The sequence below is a fragment of the Ruegeria sp. CDSA236 genome (assembly GCF_059611285.1).
The window spans coordinates 341006-358738 of the sequence record NZ_JBXWPG010000001.1 but is presented as its reverse complement, the minus strand read 5'-3'; the positions used below and the strand labels follow the sequence as shown (position 1 = coordinate 358738).

The window sequence follows — 17733 nt, the reverse complement described above, 5'->3', positions numbered from 1 at the left end:
TCTGTTCATGACATTGGATCGCGTCAGGTCAAGGGGGGTCGCAGCGATAATTGACCTGTACGTTGCGCATAACGGCACCTTGAGGCCGGGAAGCGGGTTGAAACAGCGTAAATCTGCGTATTGAACATCTGAGGGCGCCAAATCACTATTGTGCGCACATCGTGGTCAACCATGATCGGGTCAAGGTGATCGTTCACTAATGCCCAAAGGGGCCTGTTGGGATGAAAACATGATTGAACTCTCGTTTGGGTACAAAAACCAGAGCAGTAGGTTGCCTGATTTCTTTTATGATGTGTTCTCTGCCTCTGAGGGGGGCGAGGAAGGACAGGCCATTCAATCTTTGATCAGGGAATTGCTGAAAACCGAGCCCGATCAGGATCTGCAGGGATGTGTTGCGACTGATGGGGGCGATCTTCTGGGATGTATCATATTCTCGCGCCTGACCTTTGATCAGGATCCGCGACGGGTGTTTCTGATGTCGCCCGTGGCCGTGCGGACGGATCGGCAACGGGGTGGGGTCGGGCAGAAGCTGATCACCTTTGGTCTGGACCAACTGCGGGCCCAAGGCGTCGATTTTGCAATAACCTACGGAGACCCGTCGTATTACGGCAAAACCGGTTTCCTGCCCATTTCTGAGGCATTCGCGCAGCCGCCAATGCCGCTTAGCCAGCCGATCGGATGGCTAGGGCAATCTCTGTCTGGTTCACATGCTGATCCGATAGTGGGGCCGTCACGCTGTGTCAGCGCGTTTGACCGACCTGACCTTTGGTGACGGTCAGTAGCCTTCGATCTGACCGTCCTGCTGCCAGGGTTTGACGAGGTTCCCAAAGCGGGTGAACTGTGCTTCGAAGGACAGCTCGACCGTACCGATGGGGCCGTGGCGCTGTTTGCCAACGATTACTTCGGCCTTGGCGTGCAGGCGTTCCATGGCCTGCTTCCACTCTTCCATCTTCTCCAACTCATGATCGCCGGGCTTTTCACGTTCTTTGTAGTATTCCTCGCGGAACACGAACATCACCACGTCGGCATCCTGTTCGATCGAGCCTGATTCCCGCAGGTCGGACAGTTGAGGGCGCTTGTCGTCTCGGTTTTCAACCTGTCGGGATAGCTGAGACAATGCGATGACCGGGATGTTCAGTTCCTTGGCAATGGCTTTCATGCCCATCGAAATCTCAGCGATTTCGTTGACGCGGTTTTCGGCCATGCCGCGACACAGCTGCAGATAGTCGATCACCAGCAGGTCCAGACCGTGGGTCCGTTTCAACCGCCGCGCACGGGCGGCAAGCTGCGAGATCGGCAGGGCCGGGGTGTCGTCAATGAACAGCGGGCAGGCTTCCAACTCCTTGGCTGCATCAACAAAGCGGCGAAACTCACCCTCGGTCATGTCACCCTGGCGGATCTTGTGGCTCGAGATTTCCGAGGCTTCGGCCAGAACCCGGCCCGCCAACTGCTCGGCGCTCATTTCCAATGAGAAGAACCCGACAACGCCGCCGTCAATCGCGCCTTCGGTGCCGTCGGGTTTCAGCCCGCGCTTGTACGCTTTGGCCACGTTGAACGCCACGTTTGTCGCCAATGAGGTTTTCCCCATCGACGGACGCCCGGCCAGAATGATCAGGTCTGACGGGTGCAAGCCACCCAACTGCTTGTCCAAATCGGTCAGACCGGTGGAAATCCCGGCCATTCCACCACCGCGCTGATAGGCCTCGTTGGTGACGTTGACAGCCTCGGTGACCGCCTTGAGGAAGGATTGAAACCCCTGTTCAGTCTGGCCTTGTTCAGACAGCTGATACAACTGCTGTTCAGCCTCGACGATCTGTTCCTTGGGCTCGCTCGCCACATCGACCCGCGCCGCCTTGTCCGAGATATCGCGGCCAAGCCGGATCAACTCGCGCCGGATGGCAAGATCATAGATCATCTGGGCATAGTCATGCACCGCAAACGCGCTGATCGAGGCCCCGGCCAGCTTGACCAGATAGGCCGGACCGCCCAGTTCCTTCAGGCCTTCATCCTCGGCCATGAAAGATTTCAGCGTGACGGGCGAGGCCAGCGCGTTCTTGGCGATACGGGTCGCGGCGACCTCGTAAATACGCGCATGGACCGGATCATAGAAATGCTCGGCCCCGATGATCGAGGCGACCCGGTCATACAGATCATTATTGGTTAGGATCGCACCCAGAAGCTGTTGTTCAGCCTCAATAGAATGCGGCATGGTATCGGCGTTTTGGATCTGTGCCGCTGCCTGCTCGATGCTGCTTATCTCGTTCATTTTGTCCCCGCTGCCCGTCCCGAGGTTCTATACGCGAAACGCCATTGCAAGCTATCTGGAAATACCTGTGGCTAACTGGGGGTAAGGCCTAGGGATAACTTTCCAGACAGTTTGGACGCTGTGGTGTGCTTGGCCTATTATGTAGGAAAGCGGGAAAAAGTCACCAGATATCGTATATGCTCAGCCGATTCTTTGGCGCTTATCCCCAATCCATCCACAACAGGTTTAGGAAGGTTTATTGGCCTCTTGCCAGCCGCGCGGGTCGTTCAGGAAGGCTTCGACACCGTCAAGTGTTTCCGTATCAAAGGCTTTCTGTGCTTTGGCCTCGGCCAGAACATCCCACCAGGTGCACAGCGAATGCAGTTTCACCCCATGATCGCCCAGAGTTTTCTCGGTTTCCGGAAAGATGCCATAATAGAAGATCACCGCCGTATGCCCGCAGGTCGCGCCGGTTTCGCGGATCGCATCAACGAAGGACAGTTTGGATCCGCCATCGGTGGTCAGATCCTCAACCAGCAACACACGCTCGCCCTCGTTCATCGCGCCTTCGATCCGGGCGTTGCGGCCATAGCCTTTGGGCTTTTTACGCACATATGTCATCGGCAGGGCCATGCGTTCAGCGACCATCGCGGCAAAGGGAATGCCCGCAGTTTCGCCGCCAGCGATATTATCGAACGCTTCAAAGCCCGCATCCCGCATCACTGTAACGGTCAGGAAATCCATCAGAGTAGACCGGATGCGCGGGTACGAGATCAGCTTTCGGCAGTCGATATAGGTCGGGCTGGGCAGTCCGCTGGCCAATGTGAATGGCTCGCGCGAATTGAAGTGAACGGCCTTGATTTCCAGTAGCATCCGCGCGGTCAGACGGGCGATTTCGGTGCTGTCGGGAAAGGAACTGGGGATCATGGCGGGACCTCTGAGCTGAAAAACCTTCGGGGCTGATAGCCTGCTGCTGCCGTCAGAGTCGAGAGGGCAGGCAAAAGAAAAGCGGGCCCGAATGGGGCCCGCTGTAAGCTTTCATAATGACTTGGTGATTAGCTTGACATGTCGTAGGCACGTTCGCCATGCACCGACAAGTCAAGGCCATTGGTCTCAGTCTCGGCATCCACACGCAGCGGCGTGACGGCTGAGACCAGCTTGATCAGCACAAAGGTCACCACAGCGGTAAAGACGCCCACGATTGCCAGCCCGCCAAGCTGCGCGGTCCAGGTACCCAGGCCGAACAAGGCGATCATGATCGTGCCAAAGATGCCGCCAACGCCATGCACCGCAAACACGTCCAGCGTGTCGTCGATTTTCAAAATGTTGCGCATGACATAGACCGCTTCCTGACACAGGATACCTGCGACTCCGCCGATGATCAGCGCCTGAACCGGGCCGACGAAACCCGATGCTGGGGTAATCGAGGCGAGACCGGCGATGGTTCCGGTCACAAGACCCACCATCGAGGCTTTGCCAAAGCGAATTTTCTCCCACAAGGCCCAGGTCAGGGATGCAGTGGCCGCCGAAAGATGCGTCACGGTCATCGCCATCGCCGCACCACCATCTGCCGCCAGTTGCGAGCCGCCGTTGAACCCAAACCAGCCGACCCACAGCATTGCGGCGCCGATCATGACATAGCCCGGATTATGCGGAGGTGTTGTGCGATTGCGGCGCGGGCCGAGTGCAACGGCAATGATCAAAGCGGCCAGACCTGCCGTTTCATGCACCACAATGCCACCGGCGAAATCTCGCACACCAATCTCGCCAAAAATGCCGCCATCGCTCAGCATTCCGCCGCCCCAGATCCAATGCACCACCGGCGCATAACACAGCAGCATCCACAGGGCAGAGAAGGTCAGAACAAAGCCAAAGCCGACCCGTTCGACATAAGCACCGACGATCAGGGCGGGGGTGATAATGGCAAAGGTCATCTGGAAGGCAAAGAACAGAATTTCGGGCAGGGTGCCGGCCAGGCTGTCGGCATCAACACCATTCAGAAAGGCCTTGCCCAACCCACCCCAAATCCCGCTTACACCGGGGCCGAAGGCGATGGAATATCCTGCGACCAGCCAGAGAATGCTCATCAAGCAGGCGATGCTAAAGCAGTGCATGAACACGCTCAGCACGTTGCGGGCGCGTACAAGGCCGCCATAGAAGAGGGCCAGGCCCGGAAGTGTCATGAACAGGACCAGTGCAGTTGCTACTATGATCCAGGCGGTATCGGCTCCATTCATCAGCCACTCTCCTTTACAGAATGCGTGGCGGGGCTTGAAGCGGATTGCGACTGGGGAAAAAAGAGGCAGAGCCCAAAAAAGCAGCCTATTTCAGGGGCCTTTTTTGAAGAGTTGATTAATTGGGCGTCAAATTGTCGAACATGCCCGATTATTGGGCAGTGCTGAAAAGTGCCTTTGACAGCAATGCCAGCGCGTGATCCCGCGCGGCTCGACGCACCCGATCGCGGCCCAATGCGCCGAATTCGACGGTTTCTGTCATGGGTGGTATGCCGTCACCGGCCACACCAAAACATACCCGGCCTTCGGGTTTAAACTCGGATCCGCCCGGGCCTGCAATGCCGGTAACCGACACTGCCAGTTGCGCCTGTGAATTCCGCAAGGCACCCTCGGCCATTTCGCGCGCGACCTGTTCAGAAACCGCGCCATAGGCATCCAATGATTCCTTGCGGACACCCAGCATTTGCTGTTTGGCAGTATTTGTGTAGGTCACAAAACCGCGCTCAACGACCGCAGAGCTGCCGGGGATGTCGGTCAGAGCCGCAGCGACCATCCCGCCAGTGCAGCTTTCGGCGGTGGTGATCATCACCCCTTTCGCTTTGGCGCTTTCTAGCAGGTCGGAAACGGTCACAACCCCAGAACTCCGTGGCTGAACCCGGCGGCCAACATGATGCCTATGGCCGCGAATACCCCGGCAATCACATCGTCCAGCATAACGCCCATCGGATCGCCGCGCCGGTCAGCCCAACCCACGGGGCCGGGTTTCAGGATGTCGAACAGGCGGAACAGTACAAACCCAGTTACCCAACCTGGCCACAGCGCTGTAATGTCGATCCCGTGCGCCCAACTGGGATAGGATATCGCCCAAAGTGCGAGGAACTGACCTGCGACCTCGTCAATCACAATCTCGGAAGGGTCGTGGTCTTCTTGCCCGGCGGTCATCACCCGCGTGGCCCACAGACCGCCGAAAAACACCGCGACTGTCGCGACCGCCAGTAAGGGGAAGCCGCCCAGAGTATGCAGAACCCATACCAAGAGCAGGGCAACCAAAGACCCCCAGGTGCCGGGGGCGGGTCGCAGATATCCGACGCCACAAACAGTGCCAATCAGTTGTGCAACGGTCATGATTTCACCAAACAAGCTGTTGCAATAGAAGCAATTCCTTCACCACGCCCGGTAAAACCCAAACGCTCGGAGGTTGTGGCCTTGACCGAAATCTGATCCTGGCGCAATTCCATGATCTTCGCCATCTCTGCCCGCATGGCCGCGGCGTGAGGCCCGACCTTGGGGTATTCGCAGACCAGCGTGCAGTCGACATTCGAGATACGATATCCCATCTGCCCGGCCAACTCGACCGCGTGGCGCAGGAAAATTTCGCTTGCCGCGCCTTTCCATTGGGGATCTGAGGGCGGAAAGTGCTGTCCGATATCCCCTTGTGCCAATGCTCCGTAAATCGCATCGGTGACTGCGTGCATACCGACATCCGCATCAGAATGGCCTTGAAGCGATCGGTTATGCGGAACTTTGATACCGCACAGGATTACGTGATCCCCGTCACCAAAACGATGCACGTCGTAGCCGTTCCCCAGCCTTACATCCATATCCGTTCCCAATATGCGTTCCGCCCTGGCAAAATCCTCGGGTCGGGTGATTTTCAGGTTGTCCGTATCGCCCGGCACGATGCAGACGTCCAGCCCGGCGGCGCGCGCGACTTCCACGTCATCCGCGGAACCTCCGGGATGCGCGGTGTGAGCAGCGACGATTGCGTCATAGTGAAAGCCCTGCGGGGTTTGCGCTGCATGCAACCCGGATCGATCCTGAGTGCCTGTGACCATAGTGTCGCTTGCTGTCCACAAGGCGTCCGTCACCGCAAGGCCAGGTGCGGCACCAGAGAAATTGTCCAGAGCGGCCAGAACGGCATCGATGATCTCGTTGCTGACACAAGGACGTGCGACATCGTGGATCAAGACGCGGGTCACATTCATCCCGTTCAACGCCGACAACCCGCTGCGCACCGATCCTGCTCTGTCTGACCCGCCTTCCGCGAGGATCAGTTCGGTGCTTTCAAATTCTTCCCAGGCGGGGGCATCCTCTTTCGACAGCACAAGGACGATGTGATCGACTTGCCCGCGGAATCGGTCGATGGTCCAGTCGGCCACCCGACGACCTGCCAGATGGCGCCACTGTTTTGGTGTGCCGCCTCCGGCGCGTTGACCGCGTCCTGCGGCGACAATGATAGCTGCGGTCGTCATGTGTCGTGCTCTCCGACGAGTTAAGGGCAATGTTTAGGGTGCGGTGAAAGCAGAGGCAATCACTCGGTTTCATCTGCTTAAAAAATAGGCAAACGATGATTTTGCATGCTTGTTCATGGCGGTTTTGTTGTTCATATGCACTCAATTCGATATCAAAGCTGCAACTGCTCAAGGATTAAGCACGTTGACTCTGCGACTTGCCGACAAAGATTTGAACCCGCCCGTACTACTGGCGCCCATGGCCGGAATCACTGATCGTCCGTTTCGCGATCTGGTGACGCGCTTTGGTGCCGGTATGGTGGTCAGCGAAATGGTGGCTAGCCAGGAAATGGTGCAGGCCAAACCCGGTGTGCGCGAACGGGCCGAGCTGTCTGCGGATGTGGAAAACACTGCTGTCCAGCTTGCCGGACGCGAGGCGTATTGGATGGCCGAGGCGGCCCGCCAGGTCGCTGATCGGGGTGCGCGCGTGATTGATATCAATATGGGCTGCCCGGCTAAGAAGGTGACAAATGGATATTCGGGCTCGGCCCTACTGAAGACGCCTGACCACGCGCTGACATTGATCGACGCCGTTGTCAGCGCCGTGGACGTGCCCGTGACGCTGAAAACCCGGCTGGGATGGGATGACAAATTGCTGAACGCGCCCGATGTGGCAAGGCGGGCGCAGGATGCGGGAATACAAATGGTAACGATCCACGGTCGCACACGTTGCCAGTTCTACAAAGGGCATGCCGATTGGAGCGCAATCCGGGCGGTCAAAGAAGCGGTCTCGATTCCGGTGATTGCGAATGGTGACATTGTTGATTCTGGCGCTGCACGCATAGCGCTGGATCAGTCCGCCGCCGATGGGGTCATGGTTGGGCGTGGGGCGCAGGGTAAACCGTGGCTCCTGGCGCAGATGGGGCATGAGTTATACGGGGCAGAGGCGCCAGTCATTCCCGCTGGTAGTGATCTGATCGACATGGTTCGTGCCCATTATCAGGCCATGCTGGGGTTTTATGGTTTGGATCTGGGCCTGCGCGTCGCTCGCAAGCATCTCGGCTGGTATATGGATGAGGCTGGAACACCGGCCCCGTTGCGCCGGGCGGTGCTGACATCGCGCAACACGGATGAGGTGATGCACCTGCTGAGTGTTGCACTTGGCAGTGATGCAGAGGAGGCGGCATGACCTCGGATCACAGCATCTGGACCTCGCTGCCCGTTCCTGCCTTTGTCATAGATGCAGATGACCGGATCGCAGACATAAACTCCGCCGGTGAAGGGTTCCTGAATGCCTCGCGCAAATCCGTGATCGGGCATCCCGTCTGGGATCAGATTGCCGTGGACGCTCCATTAGAAGAAGCGTTTCTGAGAGCGCGTCATCAAGGTACGCCACTATTTGTGAACGATGTGGATGTAGGGTCAGGCAACCGCGCGCCGTTGCAATGTGCGCTTCAGATCGCGCCGCTTGTCGGGCATCCGGGGTCAATGATCATGATCATCACACCGCGTGAACTTGCTGGGCGTATGACCCGTGGAAACACGGTGAAATCTGCTGCGCAATCGGCGATCGGCATGGCCGAGATGCTTGCGCATGAAATTAAGAACCCTTTGGCAGGAATTACCGGCGCGGCGCAGCTTCTCAGCATGAATATCTCGCAGCAAGACCTTGAATTAACTGATCTTATTGTCGAAGAGAGTCGCCGTATCGTAAAACTGTTGGAGCAGGTTGAACAATTCGGAAATCTCTCTGAGCCCGATTTCAAACCGGTCAACATACATGACGTGCTGGATCGGGCACGGCGGTCGGCCCTGTTGGGTTTCGGTGCCCATATGACGATCATCGAGGATTACGACCCGTCGTTGCCACTTGCTTATGGCGACCCGGATCAGTTTCTGCAGGTCATCTTGAATTTGTTAAAGAATGCCTCGGAAGCCGCTGACCCTAAAGGGGGAACCATACGTTTAAGGACGTATTTTGAACATTCTTTCCGCCTGCGACGCAGCGACGGGTCAGGTCATTCTCTGCCACTGCAAATCGAAGTGACCGATGACGGCCCCGGTCTGCCGGAGAAGATTCGGGGCGAGATATTCGACCCGTTTGTGTCGGGCAAGGAAAACGGCACCGGCCTGGGGCTGGCGCTGGTCAGCAAGATCATTTCGGACCACGACGGCTGGATTTCGGCCGAGTCGGTTCCGGGACGAACGGAATTTCGCATCTCTCTGAGACGCGCGCCGCGTGACGCGAAATAGTCAATAAACCGCCGGAAAGAGCAAGAATAAGGAAAGCACCTGATGGATGGAACAGTACTGGTTGCAGATGACGACCGCACAATTCGGACCGTTCTGACACAGGCCCTGACACGCGCTGGGTGTAAGGTGCATGCAACCTCGTCGTTGACCACTTTGATGCGTTGGGTGGCCGAGGGCAAAGGCGACGTGGTCATATCCGATGTAGTTATGCCGGATGGCAATGGGCTCGAGATGTTGCCAAAAATCGCACAGGACCGACCGGGATTACCGGTCATCGTGATTTCGGCGCAAAACACGATCATGACGGCCATCCAGGCAGCCGAGGCGGAAGCTTATGACTATCTGCCGAAACCCTTCGACCTGCCGGATTTGATGAAGCGTACCGCGCGCGCGCTGGAACAGAAACAGCGCACGCCGTCAGATGCCGGTAACACGTCCCAAGAGCGTCCGGAAGAGCTGCCTCTGGTGGGGCGGACACCAGTGATGCAGGCGCTGTATCGCTTGGTGGCGCGGGTGATGAACACCGATCTGTCGGTCATGATTTCGGGCGAGAGTGGAACGGGCAAGTCGTTGATCGCCAAAGCGATACATGATTTTTCCGATCGCAGGACGCTGCCATTTGTAACGGCCACTGCCGCCGACCTGCGGGATCTTGAAGGCCCGGCGCGCGTCATGGCACGGGTGCGGGGCGGTACGCTGCTTATCGACGAGATCGCGGATATTGATGACGAATTACAGGCGCGTCTCGTTCGGATGATGGACACTCCAGGCGATCATGTTCCTCGGTTCATGGCTACGAGCCAATCGGACCTGACCGAAGCCATGGAGAACGGGCGCGTCCGGCAAGACCTGTATTATCGCCTCTGCGGTGCGACAGTGCATGTTCCGGCCCTTCGCGAAAGGGTCGATGATATCACCTTGCTTGCCGATCATTTTCTGGCGCGTGAAGAACGCGAACATGGCGCGATACGCTGGTTCAGTCCGGATGCGGTCGAGCTGGTACGGCGCTATTCCTGGCCCGGAAATGTACGGCAGCTTGAAAATGCGGTCCGTCGTTTGAGCCTGACCAGCCGCGCCGATGAAATCTCCAAAACCGAGGTCGAGTCGGTGCTGGGCAGCCAACCCGAAGCCGAGCCGGTGCTGGGCAATGGAGAACGCGAAAAGCTCTCGGCTTCGGTCGAACGCCACCTGCGCCGCTATTTCGATCTACATGGAAATATGTTGCCACCTCCGGGTCTGTATCAGCGTATTTTGCGTGAGGTTGAGGCGCCTTTGATTGAACTGGCCTTGGATGCGACCGGGGGAAATCAGGCAAAATGTGCTGATCTTCTAGGGATTAACCGGAATACGCTGCGCAAAAAGATAACAGAGCTCGATATTCAGGTGACACGGCGGCGCAAACTGATGTAATATCGCCACACAAAGCGTGGCATCCGGGTTTCGACCGGGCAACGACCACGACATATGGCGGTAAGTCGCGCAAGCGGCACATCAGGATGAGGGCAGACGGTGGCAACCCGAGCACAGAGCGGGCTGATTTTATCAGTCAATCGGTGGCGAAAATCCCGAAGGCTGCGCAATTTTGGAACTTTGGGTCTGGTTTTGCTGGGCCCGGTGCTGGCTTTGACCACTTATCTGGTCATTGGTCCATTCGATCTGGGGGCAACCGCGCCCTCATTGCGCCTGATCCTGCTTGCGGATCTGGTCTATGTTCTCGTGGTTGCGGCGCTGGTTCTGGGTCAGGTAGGCAACCTGATCGCAGCACGCCGGGCCAAATCCGCGGGGTCCCGTTTGCACCTGCGACTGATCGGAGCCTTCACACTGTTGGCTCTGGTGCCGACTGTCACGGTTGCAATCTTTGCCGGTCTGACGGTGAATATTGGTCTTGAGGGCTGGTTTTCCGACCGCGTAAGGCAGGTTGTCGGATCCTCGCTTACTGCTGCGGAAGCTTATGAACAGGAACACCGAGAGGGCCTGACGCAGGACGCCGTCGTATTAGCGCTTTTTCTGGACAATGCCCGGACGCGTGATTTCTATATTTCCGATGCTGAACTGCGAGAGGTTCTGGCGCAAGGGCAGGCGCAAATCCAGCGCGGTCTGCGTGAGGCCTATGTCATTGATGGAAATGGTGAAATCCGATCCCGGGGGGATCGCTCTTATCTGTTCAACTTCGAAAAGCCGACCTCTGAACAGATGGCCCAAGCGACTGAGAATGAATTGCTGATCATTGCCGATTGGCAAAACAGTGAATTTCGGGCGCTTGTGCCTTTGAAGGCTTATCTTGATCGGTATCTCTATGTCAGCCGGGAAGTGGACGGGCAGTTGCTGACGCTGCTGGACGATACCAAGGAAACAGTTCAGTTCTATCAACAGCTTGAAAGTGAACGCGGACGGGTATTGTTTGAATTCGGCCTGCTTTATCTGGGCTTTGCCGTGATCCTGATCCTGGCTGCAGTGTCGCTGGGAATGTGGTTCGCCGAGCGTCTCTCGCGCCCGGTTGGACGCCTGACCACCGCTGCGCAGCGTGTCGGGGCAGGCGATCTGGGCGTTCAGGTTATCGAAGAAGCCACCGATGACGAAATTGCGATGCTGGGCCGTTATTTCAATCAGATGACCCGACAGTTGAAAGGGCAGCGCGATACTCTTTTGGAGAACACACGGCAGATCGAACGCCGGCGTCGGCTGTTCGACTCGGTTCTGACCTCGGTCACATCCGGTGTTGTTGGTGTCGACCCCGATGGTTGCGTGACGTTTGTGAATCGATCCGCCGAACGCCTGTTGGATTGGTCCCGTGGAGAGGAACATCTTGCCATTGGCATTGCGGTGCCCGAATTCATGCCTTTGTTCGAAAGCCTCAAGGACAGCGGGCAAGAGGCTGTGCAGGGTGAAATCAAGGTCACGCGAAAAGGCCATTTGGAAAACCTGTTGGTTCGCATGGCGATCCGCCGCGGCGAAGATGGCGGGCTTGAAGGATATGTGGTTGCCTTTGACGACGTGACCGATCTGGTCAGTGCACAGCGAATGGCAGCCTGGGGTGATGTGGCGCGCCGCATCGCACATGAGATCAAGAACCCCTTGACCCCGATCCAGCTGAGCGCCGAGCGGATCAAACGAAAGTTTTCGTCCAAACTGGATGAGGATGATTGCGATATCCTTGTATCCATGACTGATGTGATCGTTCGCCAGACGAATGATCTGCGGCGGATCGTGGATGAATTTTCAAAGTTTGCGCGCATGCCGGAACCGGATCGGCACGAAGAAAATCTGGTGGGGTTGGTGCGCGAGGCTGTTCTGTTGCAGCAAGCCGGTCAGCCGGATGTCGAAATCGAAGCGATGCTTCCAGATCAGCCGATTTCAGGTGATGTAGACGCAACAATGCTGAATCAGGCGCTGACCAACTTGATCAAGAATGCAGGCGAAGCGATTGAAACGCTGAAACAAAAAGGGGCACCTGAGAACCTCAAGCCTCAGATCAAGGTTACTGTGATTGGCGACGATGCGGGCACGGTAATTACCATTGCCGACAACGGTATCGGCTTGCCGGAAGATCGTGCTCGGCTGTTTGAGCCTTACGTGACCACACGCGACGAGGGCACCGGGTTGGGGCTGCCGATCGTCAAAAAGATTATCGAAGAACATGGCGGGGTGCTGACACTTGAGGACGCCCCCGTATTTGACGGACAGGACCATTTTGGCGCAATGGCCGTGATCCGTTTGCCCGGGAGCAATATTTCCTCAAATTCAGCGCCGAAAAAGCAGGCAATTGATACAAACAAACTGAAAGCAGGCCAAAGATGAGCGACATTCTGATTGTAGATGACGAGCGTGATATTCGCGAGCTTGTGTCCGATATTCTCGAGGACGAAGGCTATTCTACCCGGCTGGCTGGCAACTCGGACGAGTGTATGGCAGCCATCAATTCCGAACCCCCGGGGCTTTTGATCCTGGATATCTGGCTGAAAGACAGCCGGATGGACGGGATTGATATTCTGAAGACTGTAAAGCGCGACAACCCAGACATTCCGGTGGTGATCATTTCGGGCCACGGGAATATCGAAATCGCTGTCGCTGCGATCAAGCAGGGGGCGTATGACTTTATCGAAAAGCCCTTTAACATCGACCAGCTGATGGTTGTGATCCGCCGCGCGATGGAAACCTCGCGCCTGCGCCGCGAAAACGCCTCGCTAAAGCGGAAAGAGGTCACAAGCTCGGATATGATCGGCAAATCGGCCTCGTTCCGGGCAATGCAGAGCCAACTGGACAAGGTTACCAAGTCCAACGGGCGTGTGATGCTGACAGGCCCTGCCGGTTCAGGCAAGGAAATCGCCGCGCGCTATATCCATGCAGAATCGAACCGGGCAAATGCGCCCTTCGTGACCGTGAACTGTGCCGGGATCGAGCCGGAGCGCGTTGAAGAGGTTCTGTTCGGCCGTGAAACCACCGAACGCGGGGTTGAGGCAGGCCTGTTGGAAGAGGCCCATGGTGGCGTCGTCTACTTTGATGAAGTGGCAGATATGCCCATGGGAACCCAGTCAAAAATCCTGCGGGTTCTGGTTGATCAACAGTTTCAACGGGTTGGAGGTACCGACAAGGTCCGGGTCGACCTGCGGGTGATCTCTTCGACCAATCGTGACCTTGATGCAGAAATCGCAGCTGATCGTTTTCGAGAAGAACTTTACCATCGTCTGAATGTTGTGCCTATTTCGGTGCCTTCGCTAGAAGATCGGCGCGAGGATATTCCCGTTCTTGCCGAGTTTTTTATTGAAATGTGCAATGAATCCCAGGGCCTGCCGGTGCGCGAGATTTCAGACGAAGCTGTCGCGTTGCTGCAGACCATGACCTGGCCGGGCAATGTGCGTCAGCTTAAGAACCTGATCGAACGGGTGCTCATTCTGGGTGACGGTACGGGCCCGATCGAAGCGCGTGAGCTGCCAAACGAAGAAGAAAAAGCCGATGAATCAGGTCGCGTCGTGCTGTCCGGGGCATTGGCGACCTTGCCGTTGCGCGAAGCTCGCGAGGCGTTCGAGCGTGAATATCTGCTGACCCAGATCAACCGGTTCGGGGGCAATATCAGCCGTACCGCCAGCTTTGTCGGCATGGAACGCAGCGCGCTTCATCGTAAGTTGAAATCTCTGGGCGTAGTGACCTCGAACAAATCGGGCGCGCGGGTCGCGCAACTGGACGAGGCTGAACCGGCGGAGTGATCCGCCGGCCTTTACCCTGCCTGACCTGGGGTAATGATCTGAAACGTTCCGTTGTCGAATTTGACGAAACATGAATCGGTGCTGAGCGGTGGCAGCTGTGTTGTTGGGAGCGCAGCAACACGCGACTTTACGCCCTGCTTGCAAGGCGGAAGGCTGACCGGGCGATAGCCTTTCTGCGCCATGCATTGTGCTTCCAGCTTGTTGCGCAGCCCTTTGTTCACATCGACCGTATAGATCTGACCGGGCTGCCACCAGCCTCCGGTGCGATGACACCTTCCCCGACCATCGCAGTAGGTGCGACCTGGCCAATAGGTTGGTGCCCCTTGTCGCACCTGATTGGCAACGGGGGCGTCTTTGAGGGACTGAACCTGACATCCAGTCGTTTCAGACTGCATTTGCGAAACTGTCTCGCCCTCTTGATAATACAGGGAAAGCGGCCCACACGCAGTTAGCAACAGAGTCAAAGAAATCGTGAGAGCTATTGTTTTCATACGCTTACCTTGCCTCAGCTTTGCTTGTGTTACAAACTAATTGACCGTCTGGGGGGCATCTGTCATTCAAAGATTTCAGGCAGAAGGGCCAATAGCATGAAGGTCATCATTTGCGGTGCGGGTCAGGTTGGCTGGCAGATTGCACGGCATCTTTCGGGCGAGTTGAACGACGTTACTGTGGTTGACAACAATCCTGATCTGGTGCGACGGGCGACCGAAACCTTGGATGTTCAGGGGATTGCGGGATTTGCAAGCTATCCGGATGTTCTGAACCGAGCGGGCGCGCGCGATGCGGATATGATTATTGCTGCCACCCATTCGGACGAGGTGAACATGGTCACCTGTCAGATGGCACATTCGGTTTTCTCCATTCAGCGCAAAATCGCCCGGCTTCGGTCGAAATCCTATCTCGAGGCGATTCATTCGGATCTGTATCGCCGCGATCACCTGCCGATTGATGTGGTGATCAGCCCCGAGCGCGAGGTTGCCGCAGCGGCGATGCGCCGGTTGTCTGCCCCATCCGCATTTGACACCGAGATGTTCATGGACGGCAAAGCGCAGTTGCTTGGCATACGCATCGCCGAGGATTGCCCGATCGTGAACACGCCATTGCGGCAACTGACCGATCTGTTTTCGACGCTCAGCTCTATCGTGGTGGGTGTCCGGCGCGAGGGTACGCTGTTTGCCCCGGAATCCGAGGACCAGCTGTTTGTCGGTGACGAATGCTATGTCTTTAGCAATGTCAAAGACGTGGACCGGACGATGGAGGTTTTCGGCAAGGCGCAAAAACGGCAGGACCGGGTGGTGATTGTCGGCGGCGGTAATGTCGGTCTTGAAGTTGCTCGGACTTTGGAAGAACGTGAAAGCCGCGTGCGTGCCAAGATAATTGAACGAGACCGCCACTGTGCGGAAGTGGCAGCCGAAGCGCTTGAGCGAACGATTGTCCTTCACGGTGATGGTCTGGACGCGGCGCTGCTGCGCGAAGCTGGCATCGAACGCGCAGATGCAATGTTGGCCGTCACGGATGATGACCGTGTAAATATGTTGGTTGCCGTGCGTGCCAAGGCCGAAGGTTGTGCTCTGGCGATTGCACTGATCAATGATCCCAGCATGGTTGCCCTGATGGGGCCGCTGGGTATCGACGCCTATATCAACCCCCGCGCCACCACCGTCAGTTCGATTCTGCGCCATATTCGGCACGGACGCGTGCGGCAGGTCTATTCCATCGGCGATGCCGAGGCCGAAGTGATCGAGGCCGAAGTACTTTCAACCTCGCCCATGGCCGGGCAGAGGCTGCGCGACATTGATTTCCCCGAAGGTGTGCTGGTTGGCGCAGTGCGTAAGGGCGATGAGATGTTGCGCCCCACCGGTAGTCTCAGGATTGAAGAAAAGGATGTGGTGGCGATTTTTGCCTTAGCCAAAGACGTGCCCGAGGTGGAACGGCTGATGCAGGTCTCGATCGATTTCTTCTGATGGCGCATGCACGGAAAAAACAGGTTAGCCTCATTCGGCGATTGCCGCTGTTTCTTCTGCTCTGGGGTATTTTTGCTGCCGCTATGTGGATGCCTGCCATATTTGCGCTGGTGCTGGATGATCACGAAACGTCCCGGTCGTTCTTCTATTCCGGGTTGCTGGGGTTGTTCGTGGTCGGGATCATCTCGCTGGCAACATCCAACAGAATGCCGCGCCGAGGGACATTGGGCCAGTTGGCGGTCTTGTTAGGCTGTTTCACCGTATTGCCCTTGTTTCTTGCGATCCCTCTGCATGATGCGTTGGGTAATACGAGCTTTCTCAACGCCTATTTCGACATGGTCAGCGCATTGACCACTACCGGGGCTGATTTGTTTCCAGATCCAGACCGGTTGTCGGCGCCGTTACACCTTTGGCGGGCTCAGGTCGGATGGATGGGCGGGCTTTTGATGTGGATTTCAGCGGCCGCGATCCTCGCGCCGTTGTCGCTGGGCGGGTTCGAGGTGACAGCCCGCGGTCAACCCGGTCGCCCGGTTTCAGGCGTGGCGCAAAGCGAGATGGTAGACCCGCGCGGGCGTCTAATCCGTGTCACGCTGACTTTGACGCCGGTTTATGTCGGGCTGACCGCTGTCATTTGGCTGTTGCTCGTGATCGCAGGAGAGCAGGGCCTGACCGCCATCTGTCATGCGATGTCGACCATGGCCACATCGGGTATCTCACCGGTTGGTGGGCTTGAGGGAGCGCAGGCCGGCGTAACCGGTGAGGCCATCCTGTTTCTGTTCCTGTTCTTCGCTTTGTCGCGGCTTACCTTTTCCTCGGACACAGCTACCTCCGGATATTCGCGGCTGGATAAGGACCCCGAGTTCCGGATCGGGCTCATGATCGTTGCAGGCGTAGCGGCGCTGCTTTTCTTCAGGGTTCTTGCCGGCGTCAGCGAAATTGGCGGCCAGATGGAGCCTCTTCAGGCGTTGAGCGTAATTTGGGGCATGATTTTTACGGTCTTGTCATTTCTGACAACCGCGGGGTTCGAAAGTGCGAACTGGGATGATGCCCAGCAAATTTCCGGTCTGGGCACCCCGGGATTGATCCTGATGGGGCTTGCGCTGATCGGCGGTGGAGTTGCAACAACGGCGGGCGGGGTAAAGCTGTTGCGGGTTTTTGCTCTGTACCTTAACGGCGCGCGCGAAATTGACCGTTTGATTTATCCGTCTTCGGTCAGCGGAGTAGGTGGTGGAAACCGCCGCATCCAAAGCGATGGGGCCTTTATCGCTTGGATATTTTTCATGATGTTTGCCCTGACAGCTGCTGTGTTCAATGTGTTGCTTGCTGCCATGGGTACGGGGTTCGAACACGCTATGGTGCTTAGCGTTGCAGCGCTGAGCACGACAGGGCCGTTGATCGAATTGGCAACCGATGTTCCTATCCGATTGATCGACCTTTCGGGCGGTGCCAAGCTGACCATGTGTGCCGCTATGGTGATCGGCAGATTGGAAACGCTGGCGATTATTGCCTTGATCACACCCGCTCTATTGAGGGGTTAAGAAACAATAACCATGCTAGTGACTGATTTTTCATCTGGAATATCGGTTAACGACACTCCATACT

Annotated in this window: 15 protein-coding genes; 8 read left to right on the top strand and 7 right to left on the bottom strand. The window is 57.0% G+C overall.

The window, feature by feature from the left end:
- Positions 1–229: 229 nt before the first annotated feature.
- The gene (locus AC2FLB_RS01805) at positions 230–772 is read left to right on the top strand and encodes a GNAT family N-acetyltransferase (protein WP_496691149.1); all 543 of its coding nucleotides are present in this window, start codon (positions 230–232) and stop codon (positions 770–772) included.
- Positions 773–775: 3 nt separating this feature from the next.
- Here AC2FLB_RS01805 and AC2FLB_RS01800 read toward each other — a convergent pair whose 3' ends face one another.
- The 6 genes from AC2FLB_RS01800 to AC2FLB_RS01775 form a co-directional block, all read right to left on the bottom strand.
- Complete coding sequence (locus AC2FLB_RS01800) at positions 776–2266, bottom strand: replicative DNA helicase (protein WP_142633499.1); 1491 nt, start codon at positions 2264–2266, stop codon at positions 776–778.
- A 225-nt stretch (positions 2267–2491) separates the two neighbouring features.
- Positions 2492–3172, bottom strand: a complete 681-nt coding sequence (locus AC2FLB_RS01795; protein WP_142633501.1) for an orotate phosphoribosyltransferase — start codon at positions 3170–3172, stop codon at positions 2492–2494.
- A gap of 128 nt (positions 3173–3300) precedes the next feature.
- The gene (locus AC2FLB_RS01790) at positions 3301–4482 is read right to left on the bottom strand and encodes an ammonium transporter (RefSeq protein ID WP_496708517.1); all 1182 of its coding nucleotides are present in this window, start codon (positions 4480–4482) and stop codon (positions 3301–3303) included.
- Between the two features lie 148 nt (positions 4483–4630).
- Complete coding sequence (locus AC2FLB_RS01785) at positions 4631–5110, bottom strand: CinA family protein (RefSeq protein WP_496688274.1); 480 nt, start codon at positions 5108–5110, stop codon at positions 4631–4633.
- Positions 5107–5604: a phosphatidylglycerophosphatase A family protein gene (locus AC2FLB_RS01780; RefSeq protein WP_496708516.1), complete on the bottom strand. Its 498-nt coding sequence runs from the start codon at positions 5602–5604 to the stop codon at positions 5107–5109. The genes AC2FLB_RS01785 and AC2FLB_RS01780 overlap by 4 nt, the downstream gene beginning before the upstream one ends.
- The gene (locus tag AC2FLB_RS01775) at positions 5601–6731 is read right to left on the bottom strand and encodes a bifunctional 2-C-methyl-D-erythritol 4-phosphate cytidylyltransferase/2-C-methyl-D-erythritol 2,4-cyclodiphosphate synthase (RefSeq protein ID WP_496708515.1); all 1131 of its coding nucleotides are present in this window, start codon (positions 6729–6731) and stop codon (positions 5601–5603) included. The genes AC2FLB_RS01780 and AC2FLB_RS01775 overlap by 4 nt, the downstream gene beginning before the upstream one ends.
- A gap of 184 nt (positions 6732–6915) precedes the next feature.
- Here AC2FLB_RS01775 and dusB point away from each other — a divergent pair, with 184 nt between their 5' ends.
- The 5 genes from dusB (at position 6916) to ntrX (ending at position 14167) form a co-directional block, all read left to right on the top strand.
- A complete protein-coding gene (gene dusB / locus AC2FLB_RS01770) occupies positions 6916–7899 on the top strand; it encodes a tRNA dihydrouridine synthase DusB (RefSeq protein WP_282021917.1) in 984 nt (327 codons plus the stop codon).
- Positions 7896–8963, top strand: coding sequence for a two-component system sensor histidine kinase NtrB (locus AC2FLB_RS01765; RefSeq protein WP_282021918.1), 1068 nt, complete (start codon positions 7896–7898; stop codon positions 8961–8963). Before dusB ends, AC2FLB_RS01765 begins: the two co-directional genes overlap by 4 nt.
- A 42-nt stretch (positions 8964–9005) precedes the next feature.
- Positions 9006–10373 carry a response regulator gene (locus tag AC2FLB_RS01760; protein ID WP_496691154.1) on the top strand — a complete coding sequence of 456 codons (1368 nt, stop codon included), beginning with the start codon at positions 9006–9008 and terminating at the stop codon, positions 10371–10373.
- A 99-nt stretch (positions 10374–10472) separates the two neighbouring features.
- Positions 10473–12761, top strand: a complete 2289-nt coding sequence (locus AC2FLB_RS01755) for a sensor histidine kinase NtrY-like (RefSeq protein WP_281972011.1) — start codon at positions 10473–10475, stop codon at positions 12759–12761.
- The gene (gene ntrX / locus AC2FLB_RS01750) at positions 12758–14167 is read left to right on the top strand and encodes a nitrogen assimilation response regulator NtrX (protein WP_142633520.1); all 1410 of its coding nucleotides are present in this window, start codon (positions 12758–12760) and stop codon (positions 14165–14167) included. The genes AC2FLB_RS01755 and ntrX overlap by 4 nt, the downstream gene beginning before the upstream one ends.
- 11 nt (positions 14168–14178) lie before the next feature.
- Here the strand turns inward: ntrX and AC2FLB_RS01745 are convergent, their stop codons facing one another.
- On the bottom strand, positions 14179–14562 hold the full coding sequence (locus AC2FLB_RS01745; RefSeq protein WP_496707855.1) for a hypothetical protein: 384 nt from the start codon (positions 14560–14562) through the stop codon (positions 14179–14181).
- 192 nt (positions 14563–14754) lie between these two features.
- Here AC2FLB_RS01745 and trkA point away from each other — a divergent pair, with 192 nt between their 5' ends.
- Positions 14755–16131 (top strand): Trk system potassium transporter TrkA, encoded by a 1377-nt coding sequence (gene trkA / locus AC2FLB_RS01740; protein WP_142633524.1) that lies wholly within the window; start codon positions 14755–14757, stop codon positions 16129–16131.
- Entirely contained in the window at positions 16131–17669 is a 1539-nt protein-coding gene (locus tag AC2FLB_RS01735) for a TrkH family potassium uptake protein (RefSeq protein ID WP_142633526.1), read from the top strand. The genes trkA and AC2FLB_RS01735 overlap by 1 nt, the downstream gene beginning before the upstream one ends.
- Positions 17670–17733 lie beyond the last annotated feature (64 nt).

Bases quoted from the DNA above. Each gene is read 5' to 3' on its own strand.
- AC2FLB_RS01805 (WP_496691149.1), top strand. From the start codon at position 230: ATGATTGAACTCTCGTTTGGGTACAAAAACCAGAGCAGTAGGTTGCCT.
- AC2FLB_RS01800 (WP_142633499.1), bottom strand. From the start codon at position 2,266: ATGAACGAGATAAGCAGCATCGAGCAGGCAGCGGCACAGATCCAAAAC.
- AC2FLB_RS01795 (WP_142633501.1), bottom strand. From the start codon at position 3,172: ATGATCCCCAGTTCCTTTCCCGACAGCACCGAAATCGCCCGTCTGACC.
- AC2FLB_RS01790 (WP_496708517.1), bottom strand. From the start codon at position 4,482: ATGAATGGAGCCGATACCGCCTGGATCATAGTAGCAACTGCACTGGTC.
- AC2FLB_RS01780 (WP_496708516.1), bottom strand. From the start codon at position 5,604: ATGACCGTTGCACAACTGATTGGCACTGTTTGTGGCGTCGGATATCTG.
- AC2FLB_RS01775 (WP_496708515.1), bottom strand. From the start codon at position 6,731: ATGACGACCGCAGCTATCATTGTCGCCGCAGGACGCGGTCAACGCGCC.
- AC2FLB_RS01765 (WP_282021918.1), top strand. From the start codon at position 7,896: ATGACCTCGGATCACAGCATCTGGACCTCGCTGCCCGTTCCTGCCTTT.
- AC2FLB_RS01760 (WP_496691154.1), top strand. From the start codon at position 9,006: ATGGATGGAACAGTACTGGTTGCAGATGACGACCGCACAATTCGGACC.
- ntrX (WP_142633520.1), top strand. From the start codon at position 12,758: ATGAGCGACATTCTGATTGTAGATGACGAGCGTGATATTCGCGAGCTT.
- AC2FLB_RS01745 (WP_496707855.1), bottom strand. From the start codon at position 14,562: ATGCAGTCTGAAACGACTGGATGTCAGGTTCAGTCCCTCAAAGACGCC.
- trkA (WP_142633524.1), top strand. From the start codon at position 14,755: ATGAAGGTCATCATTTGCGGTGCGGGTCAGGTTGGCTGGCAGATTGCA.
- AC2FLB_RS01735 (WP_142633526.1), top strand. From the start codon at position 16,131: ATGGCGCATGCACGGAAAAAACAGGTTAGCCTCATTCGGCGATTGCCG.